This window comes from Flavobacterium palustre (assembly GCF_014639535.1).
In the GTDB taxonomy this organism is placed as follows: Bacteria; Bacteroidota; Bacteroidia; order Flavobacteriales; family Flavobacteriaceae; genus Flavobacterium; species Flavobacterium palustre.
Window position 1 is genome coordinate 214148 of the sequence record NZ_BMGA01000003.1, and the last position, 15816, is coordinate 229963.

Here is a 15816-nt window from a genome sequence, read left to right on the forward strand (position 1 = left end):
CAGACTCTTTAAAATAGTAATCAGTATAAAAAAAGGGGTACAATACCGATAGATTCTGTGTTGTTTTCAATAATTGGTACAATAAAAAAACTGCCAAGATTCATTAAACGAACCTTGGCAGCAAAAAAAATTATCATTTATTGTATTTCGAATTTTGAAAATTCTTAGAATCCATAAACTAATGCTATTGAAGCTTGAGTTGCAGATTTTGTATCAAAAGTTAAACTATCAACTGAATCATAAAAATTATCATCTTTAGCAGAATCTAATCTGAATTCAGGAATAATTGTTAACCCTCCTACTTTATAATTAGCAGACAATGTAAAGGCAGTTACTGAATTATCAGCTGTTAAACCAAACATAGCACTATTTTCTTTTGCTTTAAAATATTCAGCACGTAATCCTAAGCCAAAGTTATCATTTACCGCTACAGAAGGGTACAAAGCAACACCTGTATAACCAAAATCACTATCCCCAGGAGCAGACCAATCAGCTGCATTTAAACCTAACTTGAATTTTTCAGACAATTGGAAAGTAGCTGTTAAATCAACAATAGTACCACTTTCTGAACCATCCATAAAGTTTAGGTAAGCGCTCACACCTTCTGTTGGAGTTAAAGACAATTGAGCACCAATCGCGTTTAATCCTTTCATTGGGTCAGATGAATAAAAATTCCAAGAACTGTTAAAACCACCTACCATCAAACCTACTTTATCTGAGATTGCATAATTTGCTTTAATCCCTGCATTTTGGAATGGTCCGTTAGTAAACAAATAAGAAGTTGAATAATGGAAGTTTGCTAAAGGAGAAATTACTTCATACCCAATAAATGTTCCCATATAACCCGCTGTAAAACTTAATTTATCCGTTGCTGCATAAGTAACATATAAATTTTGGATATGGAATGAATTTGATTCATTAGACGGATTCATATCTCCATTAAGAATCGATTGGTATTGTCCTCTTGGTCCAAAAGCAACTTCACCCACGAAAGAAGTTTTACCAGTTGTTTTTTTCAAAGCAATGTCGATCATCCCCAAAGACACTGAATTCTGATCTGATGCAAAACTAGTTCCTATGTTAGACGTTTTTGCAAAATCATACTTGTAGTAAACATCAGCAGAACCTGAAATTTCCAATGGGGTGTCTTGTGCAAATGTCATGCTTCCTGTCAGCGCTAAAGCTAAAATAAAAATTACTTTTTTCATGTTTTAATTTGTTTTGGTTATTTAAATTATTTTTACTCAAAAAGGAATATTAACATATTATCCTCAATATTTAACACGTTTTATTCCTTTTTGTTGAAGCAAATTTATCAACTTTTAGTTTCACAAAAATAAAATAATATAACTTTTTACCGTTTTTAGCGTCGAATTATCAAAAATCAGGATTCAAATAAAAAAAAATACATTTTCCTTATTTTTCAATAGCAAAAAAATGATTATTCTCATGATAAAAAACAAACATACCCACAAAAAACACACTTAAAAACAAAAAACAATCGAAAAAACATCAAAAATTCAATATAAAACAAAACAAAAACAACAATACCCCCTAAAAAAACAGGGGTCTTAAATTTTTAAACAAAAAAACACCTATTGATAATTCAGCAATAAAAACTCTAAAAAACAACAAAACCTCCCAAAAGGAGGTTTTGCATTATAAAAAGCCTGTAACGCCTAATCCATCACAAAATTAAAAGCCCAAATTCCCGCAGTGAATTAACAGCTTTAGAATACCAGAACAATTCAAAATCCTCTAAATCGGATTCAAAATCAGCCTTTACTTCCTGAAAAGTATAAGTTTTAGTATTTGAAACTGCAATCTTTTGTAGTATTACCACCAGCCACTCCCCTTCTTCTTTAGCAGTTTGAATCGTAAAACTTTCCTTTTTATCGTGAAAAGTCAAACTCATCATTTCCCAGGAACGACCTTTCTTTGTTTTAGTAAAACTTTCAAATGAAGGTTTTCCTCCTATCCAAACTACTTTTGCATTAGGTTTTGTATTAAAATCAACATCTGACTCTATGGCATTAAAAATAAAATCGGGATGAATTTTTGTTTTCGGAATTTTAAAATCAAACCATTCCTGCAAATCAAAATCAAAACAGATTCCGTGCATGTAATTAAAGAGTGATTTTTTCAACCCAAAACTGAATTTATCATGATTAATCCCAGTTGAATCTTTATAATTAATATCATTATTAGCAAATGTCCCAACAACTTCGGTTTCTTTTACAGCTCCAAATTTTTCGGGATACATCCCCACAGGACTGTGAGCCGTCATCGCAAACTGATGCCAAAATCCCGATTGCAGAATTCCGGCTTCAAACAACTGACGCACCATTTCGAGACTATCCACCGTTTCCTGCACGGTTTGCGTTGGATAACCATACATTAAATAAGCATGTACCATGATTCCGGCCTGGGTAAAATTGCGCGTTACCCTTGCCACCTGCTCTACCGTTACGCCTTTATCGATTAATTTTAACAATCTGTCCGAAGCTACTTCAAGACCTCCTGAAACAGCAATACATCCTGAAGCTTTCAATAATAAAGCTAAATCCTGAGTAAAACTTTTTTCGAATCGAATATTCGTCCACCAGGTTACCGATAATTTTCTGCGAAGAATTTCGAGTGCCAACGCCCGCATTAAAGCCGGCGGAGCTGCTTCATCAACAAAGTGAAAACCATTTTGTCCTGTTTGCGCAATCAATTCTTCTATTCGATCGCAAAGCAAACCAGCAGCTACAGGTTCGTATACCTTTATATAATCTAATGAAATATCACAAAAAGTACATTTTCCCCAATAACAACCATGAGCCATAGTGAGCTTATTCCAGCGCCCGTCACTCCACATACGGTGCATGGGATTTACAATTTCGATAACCGAAATGTATTTATCCAAAGGCAAATCGGAATAATCCGGAGTCCCTACCTGCGATTGTTTGTAATCTAACTTTGTGGAATTGTTTTTATAAACTACTGATCCATTTCCTAAAATAAAAGTTCTTTTAAATAAATTGTAATCAGGATTTTCTACATTCGAAATCAATTCTTCAATAGGAACTTCACCATCATCCAAAGTAATAAAATCGAAAAACTCAAAAACACGAGCATCCGAAAGCGAACGCAATTCTGTATTAGGAAAACCACCACCCATTGAAATCTTAATTTCAGGATAATGTTGTTTTACCCATTGCGCACATCGAAAAGCCGAATATAAATTTCCCGGAAAAGGAACAGAAATCAGAAAAAATGTAGGTTGAATCGTTTCAATCCTTTCTTTTAAAATCGAAAAAAGAATATTATCAATATAAGTTGGTTGCTGTTGCAAAGCCTCATATAATTCATCAAAAGAATTAGCACTTCGCCCCAAACGTTCGGCGTAACGACTAAAACCAAAATTCGCATCAACACATTCCACAATAAAATCGGAGATGTCTTCAAGATATAAAGTTGCTAAATGTTTCGCCTTATCCTGAGTTCCCATAGTACCAAAAGCCCAATCCAATTCTTCCAACTGTGCAAAACGGGATGCTTCCGGCAAATAATCTTCCTGACAAATTTGGAGTGCCAACGTTGGATTTTTCCCCTGCAAAAAAGCGATTACCGAATCAATTGTTTTAATATACTCGTCCTGCAAAGCAAAGATTCGTTTGCAATTATCCGATGTCGGTTGATGAGTACCTGCCTGAAAAAGATCTGTTAATGCTTCTTTCGAAAACAATTTCAAAATCACCTCAATCCCTAAATCTGCCTGTACTGATTCTACATTTATGGTATTCAGAAAACCTTTGATATAAGCAGTTGCCGGATACGGTGTATTCAGTTGGGTAAAAGGCGGAGTAACCAGAAAGAGTTTTGTTTTCAAAAGGAAATTATTTTGTGCAAAAATAAGGCTTATTTAGATAGTTTATACAAAATGAATTCGAGCTTTTATTTACTCAAGTTATTTTTAATACTTATTTTAAACAATTTCAAACTTACCTTTTGTAGAAAATAAATTACATTTGTACTCATAAAATTCATCAAATGAAACACATTTTACTTTTGCTTTTATTATTTACTATTACTTCATTTGGACAACAAAAAAATGGGTCAATAGGTTTTATTGAAAACAAAGGACAAATTATGGATCAAAACGGAAAACCAAATCCAACGGTCCAATTTTTATTAAACACCAACGGATTAAATGTTCAGATAAAAAAAACTGGTTTCTCTTATGATATTTATGAAACTAAAAAAATCCCTTTAAAACAGCGTATCATTGATAAAAGTACTCTCTCTTCTCTAGAGAGTAATAAAAAAGTTCCCGATTATACTTTAGAATACGTTTTTCACAGAATCGATATTGACTTTGTTAATGCAAATCCTAATGTTCAATTCGTTTCAGAAGAAAAATCAACTGATTACGACAATTACTACAATATCCCTAATAAACCTGAAGGTGTGTTACTGGTACACAAATTCAAGCAAATAACATATAAAAATATTTATCCTAATATTGATATTGTTTTCTCTATTCCTAAAGACACTTTAAAAGCTGTTGAATATAATTTTGTGATACATCCAAACGGAAAAATTTCAGATATACAGCTAAAATTCAACGGTGCTAAAACAGAATTGCTCGATAATAAAATCAAAATGAATGTTCGTTTTGGTCAAATGGAAGAAATCCTACCTGCCAGCTGGACGGAAGATGGAATGAAAAAAAATTCAATTACTGTTAATTACAAAAAAATTAAAAACAATGTTTACGGTTTTAATACTCGGAATGCTGTAAATGGAAAAACCGTGATTATTGATCCTGTGCCAACACGGCTTTGGGGGACTTTTTATGGAGATGAAAGAAATATACATTATACAATTGGCAATCCTAGTATTACAGTTGACTCTTATGGAAATTCATATATGACTGGTACTACAACCGCTTCAAATTCATCCTATGCAACTACAGGATCACATCAAACTTCAATCCCTAGTTATACCTATCTAAGCTCAAATGGAATAATCGTAAAATTTGCCCCGAATGGAAATCGTTTGTGGGGAACTTATTATGGAGGTCAAGGTCTTAATACAATAAACGATATAAAAATAGATTCTCAAAACAATCTTTTAATAACAGGAAACTCTCCTTCCATATCAAACATAAGTACTCCTGGCTCATACAAACCTAATCTTTCTGGTGGTAGCGATGCTTTCTTAGTCAAGTTTAATGATTCAGGAATCAGACTTTGGGGAACTTATTTTGGAGGTGAAAATGATGATATAGCCTACGCGATGGATATAGATCAAACCAACAATATATACATTGTAGGCCGTACTTTAAGTAATACAGGTATTGCTGTCAATAGTAATTTCCAAACACAATTAAATGATGGTTTTTATAAAATTGATGGTTTTTTAGCAAAATTTAAGTTTGATGGTAATTTATTCTGGAGCACGTATGTAGGAGGTGAAGGGACAGATGAATTAAAAGCAATTACAGTTAAAAATAATTATCTAATTACGGCAGGAAGTACAAATAGTTTTAATAATGTTGCGACGCCTGGAGTTTTTCAAGAAAATCATGATCTTAATACGCACACAGATGGCGTGGTCTATAAATTTTCTCTAGATGGACATAGAATTTGGGCAACTTATTATGGAGGAGAACAAGTTGACTATGTATATAGTGTTGAAGCGGATGATGAAGATAATGTATATCTAGGAGGAGAATCAGCAAGTACTACAAATATCTCAACATCAAATAAGTTTGATGGTTCAAATCAATATTTGTATAAAGGATTTTTTTCTAAATTAAACAGTAATGGACAAAGAATATCGGGATTTTATTTAGGTGCGACAAAAGTTTATTCACTTTTATTTAAAAATAATTCTATTTATGTAGGAGCAACCAATTCTGGGTTTTCTGATCCCAAAATAACTACTCCATGTTCGTATAGACCTACTGGAGTCTTTACAGGATATATTGGTAAATTTTCTAAACAAGCAGATTTAATTTGGGGTACGTATGTAGGCAATAATAGTTCTAGCTCAAGTACAAGAATAGTATTAGATAATAATAATTCAATATTTGTATGTGGACTTTCTTCTCAAAACAATGGTATTGCAGACAATACTTCTTATCAACCAACAGTTTTAGGTACTTTTAATAATTATTTTTTAATGAAATTTTTAGAAGATAATACTAATGTAACCGCTACAAACAACTCTCCAATCTGTATTGGAAACAATTTAGAACTTAAAGCATCCGGAGGCACCAATTATTTATGGATTGGTCCAAATGGATTTTCTTCTACAGAACAAAATCCAATAATTTTAAATGCAACAGCTTTAAATAGCGGTCAATATAGCTGTACAATTACAGGAACAGGTGGTTGTGATGGTACGAAAAAAACAGATGTAGTTGTCGGAGATTTTATTGCGCCAGTTCCTGACCTTACAGCTCTTTCCACAATAATAGGAGATTGTAACACAACTATAACTACAGTCCCAACGGCTACTGATGCTTGTGCTGGTACAATTATAGCCACAACTACAAGTTCATTAACCTATAATTTACCCGGAACTTACACTATAGTTTGGAATTACAATGATGGAAATGGAAACTCTTTTAATCAAAATCAAACAGTTACTATAACTAGTCAACCACGTCCATCAATCACAACTCCCCAAACCTTCTGTTTCAAACAAAACGCAGCAATCAATAACATTGCCATTACAGGTCAAAACATTAAATGGTACGATGCTCTAACAAATGGAAACCTTTTACCAAACACAACAACAGTTCAAAACGGAACAACTTATTATGCTTCGCAAACAATCAATGGTTGCGAAAGTGACAGAACTGCAGTTTTAGTAACTATTCAAAATACTTTGCTTCCAACGGCCAACACCAATCAGTCATTTTGTACCGGCACAAATCCTAGTATTGCAAACATTCAAATAACAGGAAATCAAATTAAATGGTATGACGCTCAAAACAATGGTGCTTTATTAGCAGAAACTACAACTCTAGTTAACGGTGTAACTTATTATGCTTCGCAAACTATAAATAATTGCGAAAGCGAAAGATTAGGGGTTCATGTTTCTATTGTAAACACACCTACGGCTCCAACAGCAAATGCAACGCAATCATTCTGTAAAAATGAAAATGCAACTTTAGGGGATATTCAAATCACAGGACAAAATACAAAATGGTACGATACCAATTTTTCTGCAGCCAGTTTAGCAAACACAACTCTATTAGAAGATAATAAAACCTATTACGCTTCACAAACCATCGGCTGTGAAAGTGACAGAACTCCTGTTTTGATTCGGGTTTATAATACTCCTTTACCAATAGCAAATAAAAATCAACAATTTTGTATTGATGAAAATGCGACTATAGCCAATATTAGTATTTCGGGTTCCAATATTACATGGTATGATGAACCTGCCAATGGAAACATTTTATCAGAAACAACTTTACTACAGGATGGTAAAACCTATTATGCTACACAAACTCTTAATAATTGTGAAAGTAACAGATTAGCTATTACTGTGAAAATTCAGGATACGCAAAGTCCAATTGCCAATTCACCACAAACTTTCTGTATTCAAAAAAATGCGAAAATTAGCGATATTGTCATTTCGGGACAAAATATCAACTGGTACGAAAGCGCCTCATCTTCCATACCTTTATCGGATTTCACCTTACTTGAAAACGGAATTACTTATTATGCAACGCAAACCATAAACAATTGCGAAAGTGAACGAATTCCTGTTGCAATAATAATTCAGGAAGCGACTACTGAAGATTGTATCAATTTTGTAGATGAACTTCCATATCCAAAATTTTTCACACCAAATAATGATGGATACAATGATACCTGGACCATTGATTTTGCTTATTTAAAACCCAATACCGGAATTCAAATCTTTGACCGATACGGAAAATTATTAAAAGTACTACTACCCGATGCTGCCTGGAACGGTCAATTCAACAATCTGGTACTCCCTGCAACCGATTATTGGTTCATAGTCACCAGAGCAAATGGTCAGGAATATAAAGGTCATTTTAGTTTAAAAAGATAAATTAAAAACAAAGGGCACAAAGTTTAAACTCTGTGCCCTTTGTTTATCGAAAATTTGCTGTTAAGAAATTTTAAAACTTATGTTCCTCTTTACTAATCACCAATAAGGATACTAAAGAAATACATGCTGCAACAGTAAGATACATTCCTACCGATGCTATGCCATAGAGATCCGACAACTTAATTGCAACCATTGGCGCAAAAGCAGCTCCTAAAATCCCTGCCATATTAAAAGTCAGCGAAGCTCCTGTATAACGAACGGTCGTCGGGAATAATTCAGACAAAAAAGTACCTAACGGCCCATAAATGAATCCCATTAATGACATCCCTAAACACACAAAAACAGTTACTAATACTATATTATTTGTCGTTAAAAACGATGAAAAGAAAAAACCAAAAACAGCTATCGCAATAGTGGTGTAAATCAACATTTTTCTCCTTCCAATTTTATCGGCTGCCAAGGCTGAAATCGGAATAAAGATAGCAAAGAATAACACTGAGAACAATTGAATCAAAAGCGCATCTCTATTAGAAAATCCTAAACCTTTAGTATTCCAGTTCAACATAAAAACGGTCATCAAATAAAACACTAAGAAAGTAGTAATTGCCGCCAAAGTACCAAAAATCAGCTGATTTTTATACGATTTAAAAACAGTTACAAAAGGAACTTTTACTTCTTTTTGCTCTTCTTTTGAATTCTCAAAAGCCGGAGTTTCTGAAATTTTCAAACGAATATAGAATCCAACAAGTACTAAAAGCGAACTCGCAATAAAAGGAATACGCCAACCATAATCCATAAAATCTTCGCTAGACATAGAATCTGTTAAAAGCAAAAATGTTCCTCCCGAAAGTAACAAACCTATTGGCGCTCCTAATTGCGGGAACATTCCGTACCAGGCACGTTTGTGTGGCGGCGCATTTTCGATAGCCAATAAAACAGCTCCACCCCATTCGCCACCTAAACCAACACCCTGTCCAAATCGGCAAAGCATTAATAATATGGGAGCTAAAACACCAATACTGGCATAACTGGGTAAAAACCCAATACTTACTGTAGAAATTCCCATAGTCAATAAAGCAACTACCAGAGTTACTTTTCGTCCAATTTTATCGCCATAATGACCAAAAACTGCCGAACCTAGGGGCCTGGCAAGAAAAGCAATTGAAAAAGTGGCCAAAGATTCTAAAGTCGAAGTCGTACTATCGGCTCCCGGGAAAAACAATTGTGGAAATACCAATACCGCTGCATTGGCATAAATATAAAAATCAAAAAACTCAATCGTAGTTCCAATTAAACTGCCAAAAAGTACATGTTTTAAAGAATTTATTTTTGTTGACTCTGCTTTCATTTTCAAAAATTTCAGATTTAAAATCCTGCAAAAGTCTTCCTTATTTTCGAAAGCAACAAATATTTAGTTCCAATATTTTTTGGTAATTTTACTCAAAACAAATTCAAACATGCCTAACGACTGTATCAGCTATCAAAAATCAGGATATTTCTCTCCTTTGATGAATGATTATTTAGACCAAAATTCAAAACTACATTCTTTATATAATCGGTTTCCAACTATTGAAAATTTCGAAGCCCAAATAATCGAAAAACTAAGTAATTTCAATAACAATCATAGAAACAGTCTGGTTGCTGTTTTGCAAAAGCAATACGCCGGAATTGAAATTTCGCATTTAACCGAGCAAAATATCGAGTCTTTAAAAGTCAACAATACTTTTACAGTAACCACGGGGCACCAATTAAATCTATTTTCCGGTCCTTTATATTTTCTATACAAAATTATCTCAACCATTAATTTAACGACCGAATTAAAGGTAAAATATCCGGCTTATAATTTTGTACCCGTTTATTGGATGGCAACCGAAGACCATGATTTTGAAGAAATCAATTACTTTAATTTCAAAGGACGAAAATTCCGTTGGAACGCAGCAAGTTCAGGACCTGTTGGCAGACTTTCAACTGATGGTTTAGCTGATTTTTTCGAAATATTCGAACAGGAATTAGGTCACAGCACTAATGCCGAAACACTAAAAAAAATGTTTCAGGATGCTTATTTAAAACATGACAATCTTGCCGATGCCACTCGTTATTTGGCTAATGCATTATTTGGTTCTCAGGGATTAGTTATTATTGATGCCGATGATGCCAATTTAAAAAGAAACTTCATTCCTTATATAAAAGAAGAATTATTGCAGCAAACTGCTCATAAAAAAGTGCTGGAAACGACGCAAAAACTAAAGGAATACGATGTTCAGGTAAATCCACGCGAAATCAATTTATTTTATATCGAAAACAACTTACGAGAGCGTATTATTTTTGAAAACGATAAATTCAAAGTAAACAATACTAAAATTGAATTTTCTGAAAGCGAGATTCTGACATTACTCGACAGCAATCCCGAAAAATTCAGCCCTAATGTAATTATGCGTCCGCTATATCAGGAAGTAATCCTGCCTAATCTTTGCTACATTGGCGGAGGTGGTGAAATTGCTTATTGGTTAGAGTTAAAATCCTTTTTCGACGCGGTAAAAGTTAGCTTTCCAATACTTTTAGTTCGTAATTCAGTTCTTTTGGCTACCGAAAAACAAATTAAAAAAGCGGATAAATTAAGTCTAAACTGGAATGACTTATTCTCAAAACAAAGTGAGCTAATCAATGAAAAAACAAAGATTTTATCGGAATTTGATATTGACTTGACTTTGTTAAAAGAACAATTGCAGAAGCAATTCAGCATCCTGAACGAAATCACCACAAAAACAGATCCTTCATTTGCCGGAGCAGTAAAAGCGCAGGAAGTCAAACAAATCAAAGGTCTTGAAAATCTGGAAAAACGTTTGCTTAAAGCCGAAAAAATAAAACTAAAAGACACTTTAAATCGCATCACGGATTTGCAAAACGAATTATTTCCTAATCAGAGTTTACAGGAACGTCAAGCCAATTTTTCTGAATTCTACCTGGAAAGTGGTGACCATTTGATTAACAAACTAATCGAACGTCTTAATCCTCTGGATCAGCAATTTGACATCATTGAATTCTAAAATTTAACAAAAGAAGCCGGATTTATGACGCATTTATTAAGAAATCAAAGTGCTAACCATTTTAAAAAAGCTACTTTTATAAAAAAGAAATTATAAAATGACAACCAACAGAACTTTTACCATGATTAAACCCGATGCTGTCGCTAATGGACACATTGGAAACATACTTGCCATGATTACTAATGCAGGTTTTAAAATTGTATCACTAAAATTAACCCAACTTACAGTAGCCGATGCAAAAGCTTTTTATGCCGTTCACGCAGAAAGACCTTTCTACGGAGAATTAGTTGAATTTATGTCCAGCGGACCGATTGTTGCAGCCATATTAGAAAAAGAAAATGCCGTTTTAGATTTCAGAACACTCATAGGTGCTACCAATCCGGCTGATGCTGCCGAAGGAACCATCCGTAAATTATATGCAACTTCAATGGGAGAAAATGCCGTTCACGGTTCTGACAGCGATGAAAATGCTGCTATAGAAAGTGCTTTTCACTTTTCAGGAAGAGAGCAGTTCTAGTATTCAGAACACAGATATCAGAATGCAGAAAGCAGATAAAAATCTATAAAAAGAAAATCCAGTCTCGTTTTTTAGAACGAGACTGGATTTTCTTTTTTATTCTAAATTCTGAGGTCTGAGGTCTGCATTCTGAAATCATCTCAAAACCACATCTTTCACCACATCTCTACGCAGTTCTTCATTAATCATCTTTATAATCTTAGATTTTCCGTGGCTGAGTTCCTCTCTTAATACTGATGATGTTAATTCTACATACAACGTACTGCCCTTTAAAACCACATTTCGGGTATAGCTGTTTACTCCGTTACCCATTAAATTTTGCCAGGCCTCTTTGACATTAATTCCATCCATTCCTGACTGCAATTTATTTGCCTGAATAATTTGCTTCAAAACATCACCTACGGTACTTTCATTATTTAGTCTTTTCGCCATCTTCCAGTAAATTTATTGGTCCTGCTTTTTTATATTGGTATTCTTTATTCTGATCATTTTTAATCAGCATCTCATCATCCGAAATACTCACTAATTCCTCAGTCCATTTAGCATAAGGAGTCGAATAATCAAGATAAACATGATCTTCTGTAAATCGTACTTTTACTTTTTCATAATCGTCATTAAACAAAAAAGTCCCGTTAAATTGTGGGCGTACCTTTCTTCGGATACCTTCATTTTGAGCAATTTTAAAATAATCAAAATTCTCATTCATTTTGTATTCCTTGTCATCGCCTTCTTTAAAACTCACCTTCTCAATTTCCCAATAACCATTCAATTTATTAATATCCTCAGGAGTAATTTTTTGTTGACAGGAAGCCAAAAACAAACAAACAAAAAGAATTTTTAAAGCATTTTTCATCATAAATAGTATTATTTGGAGCATTTTCCTGCTATCCGCTATATCTGTCGTGCCAAACCCTGGCACAACAGGATTCCGCTACCATCAGGACTAGGAATTGGTAACAAAAATACATTTTGTTTCTCAAACAAAGTTAGCTTTATTAAACTTTAAATTAGCGAAATTTAAAACCGACTTAAACTATTTTATATATTTTTGGTCTTAAAGCAGTTATAACTTCAACCGCCAAATCATGTCTAAAATCTTCCTTAGTTTCCTTTGTCTTTATCTATTTGTCAATTGCAGTTCGGAGTCTGATTCTGACTCAACAACTTCGGAAAATATGTATTTCCCTCCTGTAAGCGGAACTAATTGGGAAACAAAATCCATCAATGATTTAGGATGGAAACAGGAAGCTGTCCAACCTTTATTGGATTATCTAGAACTCAAACATTCTAAATCGTTCATGATTCTAGTGAATGGAAAAATCGTAATGGAAAATTATTTCAATGGACATTCAGCCACTACTAATTGGTATTGGGCAAGTGCCGGAAAAACCCTGACTGCTACACTAACAGGAATTGCGGAGCAGGAAGGTTTTATTAATACCAACAATAAAGTTTCTGACTACATTGGTACAGCATGGACATCTGAAACCTTAGCCCAAGAAAACCTAATTACTTGCAAACATTTACTCACCATGACATCAGGAATTGAAGACATTGCTAATGGCGACGATGTTTCACCTTCAAAACTAACTTATAAAGCTGATGCCGGAACACGCTGGGCGTACCACAATGTGTATGTAAAATTACAGGATGTCATTGCTCAAGCTACAGGGCAAAGCTGGAGTAATTATTTTAATGCCAAATTAAGAGACAAAATAGGGATGAATGGAGTCTGGCTTCCTTTGGACAACAACATTGTTTATTACAGCACCACCCGAAGTATGGCGCGTTTTGGTTTACTAATGCTCAACAAAGGAAAATGGGAGAATACAACTATTTTAAACGAAGCCTTTTTCAATTCGGCAACTACAACTTCTCAAAATATTAATCTGGGATACGGCTATTTATGGTGGTTAAACGGCAAAAGCAGTTATCATTTACCACAAAGCCAACTCCAATTTTCGGGAAGTATCATTCCAAACGGACCGAATGATATGTTCATGGCTTTAGGCAAAAATGACCAGAAAATCTACGTTATTCCAAGCAAAAAAATGGTTGTTATCCGAATGGGAGAGGCTGCCAATACAGACAATCCTTCTTTTGCTTTATCCGGATTTGATAATGAACTATGGCAAAAAATCAGTGCTTTGTATCAATAATTATCGTTTAGTACGGATTCTTTTTATCATTCCAATAAAAAAGAATACCAGACCCAAAACCAATAAAATATAATAAAAAGACAAACTTTTATCTTTTAAAACATTGGCTAAAACAAAACTGACAACGCTTGCAAAATAGAAAGCAACAGGGCTCATATTTTTCATTGACAAACTTTTTATTTAAAGAAAGAATCTACAAATTCATATTTATTAAAGACTTGTAAATCTTCAATACCTTCTCCTACTCCAATGTATTTTACCGGAATCTGGAATTGATCTGAAATACCAATAACAACACCACCTTTGGCAGTTCCGTCTAATTTAGTTACCGCTAATGAAGTCACTTCAGTTGCAGCTGTAAATTGTTTAGCCTGTTCGAAAGCATTCTGACCGGTAGAACCATCAAGAACTAATAAAACATCATGTGGTGCATCGGCAACCACTTTTTGCATTACCCTTTTCACTTTAGATAATTCATTCATTAAGTTCACTTTATTATGCAAACGTCCTGCAGTATCAATAATTACAATATCAGCATCCTGAGCCACCGCTGATTGTAAGGTATCAAAAGCCACTGAAGCAGGATCTGAACCCATATTTTGTCTTACAATTGGCACATCAACCCTATCGGCCCAAATTTGTAATTGGTCAATAGCCGCTGCTCTAAAAGTATCGGCAGCACCAAGAACCACTTTGTAACCCTGCTTTTTAAATTGGTAGGCTAATTTTCCAATGGTAGTTGTTTTCCCCACTCCGTTAACACCCACAACCATTAAAACATAAGGTTTTGTATTAACCGGAATTATAAATTCAGTAGCTTCACCGGTATTGGTTTCTGATAACAATGAAGCAATTTCTTCCTGAAGAATTTGGTTCAATTCAGAAGTACCCAAATATTTATCTTCAGAAACACGTTTTTCTATACGAGTTATAATTTTCAAAGTAGTATCGACACCTACATCAGAAGAAACCAGAATTTCTTCCAAATTATCCAAAACATCATCATCAACTTTAGATTTACCTACAATTGCCTTACTTAACTTCGAAAAAAAAGTAGTTTTTGTTTTTTCGAGACCTTTATCTAAGGTTTGCTTCGCCTGTTCGCTTATGCTCGGGTCTTTTTTCTCTGAAGAAAATATTCTTTTAAAAAAACTCATCGTATATACAGTATTAAAAAACAGAGGATTAGCAACAAAACACCAATACCTCTTTCAAAGGGTAAATATAGAAAATAAAAAAGCTACTTCCTGAAGAAAGTAGCTTTTCTATATATTCTTTTATGAATTATTTCTTTTTCAAGAATTCATCAACTAATTCAGGAGCAACAATCGTTTCTACGAAAGTATAAGCGCCAGTTTTTGGAGATTTAACCATTTTAATGGCTTTTGATAATCTCTTTGAAGAAGTTTGTAACGATGCTACGGTTTTCTTTGCCATGATTGAAATGTTATTTTAATTTTAATAAATCCCTATAAAATTAATTGAGATTCTATCAAAATTTCTAATTATTACTTAATTTCTTTGTGAACAGTTACTCTCTTCAATACAGGGTTGAATTTTTTAATTTCCAATCTGTCCGGAGTATTTTTTTTGTTCTTAGTTGTTATGTATCTTGAAGTACCAGCAACACCTGAAGCTTTGTGCTCAGTACATTCTAAAATTACCTGGATTCTATTACCTTTCTTTGCCATCTTGCTATATATTTATTTAGGAAATAAAGATTATTTAATAAATCCTTCTGACTGCGCTTTTTTCAAAACAGCAGAAATTCCATTTTTATTAATTGTTTTTATCGTAGATGCTGCTACTCTAAGAGTAATCCATCTATCTTCTTCTGGAAGATAAAAACGCTTTTTAACTAAGTTTACAGAAAACTTTCTCTTAGTTTTGTTCATAGCGTGAGAAACGTTATTTCCTACCATCGCTCTTTTACCTGTAAGGTCACAAACTCTTGACATTATACTTATCTTTTATATCGTTATTCAAAATCAGGGTGCAAAGAAAAGAAAAA

General features: G+C 33.8%; 14 protein-coding genes. 4 read left to right on the forward strand and 10 right to left on the reverse strand.

Annotated elements, in window-relative coordinates; translation table 11 throughout:
• Nucleotides 1-164: 164 nt before the first annotated feature.
• Together IEV84_RS07900 and IEV84_RS07905 are read right to left on the reverse strand one after the other, a co-directional pair.
• Nucleotides 165-1208: an outer membrane beta-barrel protein gene (locus IEV84_RS07900; protein WP_188493748.1), complete on the reverse strand. Its 1044-nt coding sequence runs from the start codon at nucleotides 1206-1208 to the stop codon at nucleotides 165-167.
• A gap of 479 nt (nucleotides 1209-1687) precedes the next feature.
• The gene (locus IEV84_RS07905; RefSeq protein WP_188493749.1) at nucleotides 1688-3874 is read right to left on the reverse strand and encodes a B12-binding domain-containing radical SAM protein; all 2187 of its coding nucleotides are present in this window, start codon (nucleotides 3872-3874) and stop codon (nucleotides 1688-1690) included.
• A gap of 161 nt (nucleotides 3875-4035) precedes the next feature.
• Between IEV84_RS07905 and IEV84_RS07910 the strand changes: the two genes are divergently transcribed.
• The gene (locus IEV84_RS07910; RefSeq protein ID WP_188493750.1) at nucleotides 4036-8082 is read left to right on the forward strand and encodes a T9SS type B sorting domain-containing protein; all 4047 of its coding nucleotides are present in this window, start codon (nucleotides 4036-4038) and stop codon (nucleotides 8080-8082) included.
• Nucleotides 8083-8152: 70 nt separating this feature from the next.
• Here IEV84_RS07910 and IEV84_RS07915 read toward each other — a convergent pair whose 3' ends face one another.
• Nucleotides 8153-9430 (reverse strand): MFS transporter, encoded by a 1278-nt coding sequence (locus tag IEV84_RS07915; RefSeq protein WP_188493751.1) that lies wholly within the window; start codon nucleotides 9428-9430, stop codon nucleotides 8153-8155.
• A 109-nt stretch (nucleotides 9431-9539) separates the two neighbouring features.
• On the opposite strand from IEV84_RS07915, the gene bshC reads away from it, so the two are divergent.
• A complete protein-coding gene (gene bshC / locus IEV84_RS07920; protein ID WP_188493752.1) occupies nucleotides 9540-11129 on the forward strand; it encodes a bacillithiol biosynthesis cysteine-adding enzyme BshC in 1590 nt (529 codons plus the stop codon).
• A gap of 97 nt (nucleotides 11130-11226) precedes the next feature.
• The gene (locus IEV84_RS07925) at nucleotides 11227-11646 is read left to right on the forward strand and encodes a nucleoside-diphosphate kinase (RefSeq protein ID WP_188493753.1); all 420 of its coding nucleotides are present in this window, start codon (nucleotides 11227-11229) and stop codon (nucleotides 11644-11646) included.
• A 135-nt stretch (nucleotides 11647-11781) separates the two neighbouring features.
• Here IEV84_RS07925 and IEV84_RS07930 read toward each other — a convergent pair whose 3' ends face one another.
• The gene (locus IEV84_RS07930) at nucleotides 11782-12078 is read right to left on the reverse strand and encodes a DciA family protein (RefSeq protein WP_066324642.1); all 297 of its coding nucleotides are present in this window, start codon (nucleotides 12076-12078) and stop codon (nucleotides 11782-11784) included.
• On the reverse strand, nucleotides 12059-12502 hold the full coding sequence (locus IEV84_RS07935) for a hypothetical protein (RefSeq protein ID WP_229732637.1): 444 nt from the start codon (nucleotides 12500-12502) through the stop codon (nucleotides 12059-12061). The genes IEV84_RS07930 and IEV84_RS07935 overlap by 20 nt, the downstream gene beginning before the upstream one ends.
• Nucleotides 12503-12731: 229 nt before the next feature.
• Between IEV84_RS07935 and IEV84_RS07940 the strand changes: the two genes are divergently transcribed.
• Nucleotides 12732-13805 carry a serine hydrolase domain-containing protein gene (locus IEV84_RS07940; RefSeq protein WP_188493754.1) on the forward strand — a complete coding sequence of 358 codons (1074 nt, stop codon included), beginning with the start codon at nucleotides 12732-12734 and terminating at the stop codon, nucleotides 13803-13805.
• Here IEV84_RS07940 and IEV84_RS07945 read toward each other — a convergent pair whose 3' ends face one another.
• The 5 genes from IEV84_RS07945 to rpmB form a co-directional block, all read right to left on the reverse strand.
• The gene (locus tag IEV84_RS07945) at nucleotides 13806-13970 is read right to left on the reverse strand and encodes a hypothetical protein (RefSeq protein WP_229732638.1); all 165 of its coding nucleotides are present in this window, start codon (nucleotides 13968-13970) and stop codon (nucleotides 13806-13808) included. It lies immediately after the preceding gene.
• A gap of 11 nt (nucleotides 13971-13981) precedes the next feature.
• Nucleotides 13982-14962 carry a signal recognition particle-docking protein FtsY gene (ftsY, locus tag IEV84_RS07950; RefSeq protein ID WP_188493755.1) on the reverse strand — a complete coding sequence of 327 codons (981 nt, stop codon included), beginning with the start codon at nucleotides 14960-14962 and terminating at the stop codon, nucleotides 13982-13984.
• 127 nt (nucleotides 14963-15089) lie between these two features.
• Nucleotides 15090-15242, reverse strand: coding sequence for a DUF4295 domain-containing protein (locus IEV84_RS07955; RefSeq protein ID WP_081824680.1), 153 nt, complete (start codon nucleotides 15240-15242; stop codon nucleotides 15090-15092).
• A gap of 71 nt (nucleotides 15243-15313) precedes the next feature.
• Nucleotides 15314-15496, reverse strand: a complete 183-nt coding sequence (gene rpmG, locus IEV84_RS07960; protein ID WP_011963553.1) for a 50S ribosomal protein L33 — start codon at nucleotides 15494-15496, stop codon at nucleotides 15314-15316.
• Between the two features lie 30 nt (nucleotides 15497-15526).
• Nucleotides 15527-15763: a 50S ribosomal protein L28 gene (rpmB, locus tag IEV84_RS07965; protein WP_007805815.1), complete on the reverse strand. Its 237-nt coding sequence runs from the start codon at nucleotides 15761-15763 to the stop codon at nucleotides 15527-15529.
• Nucleotides 15764-15816: the final 53 nt, after the last annotated feature.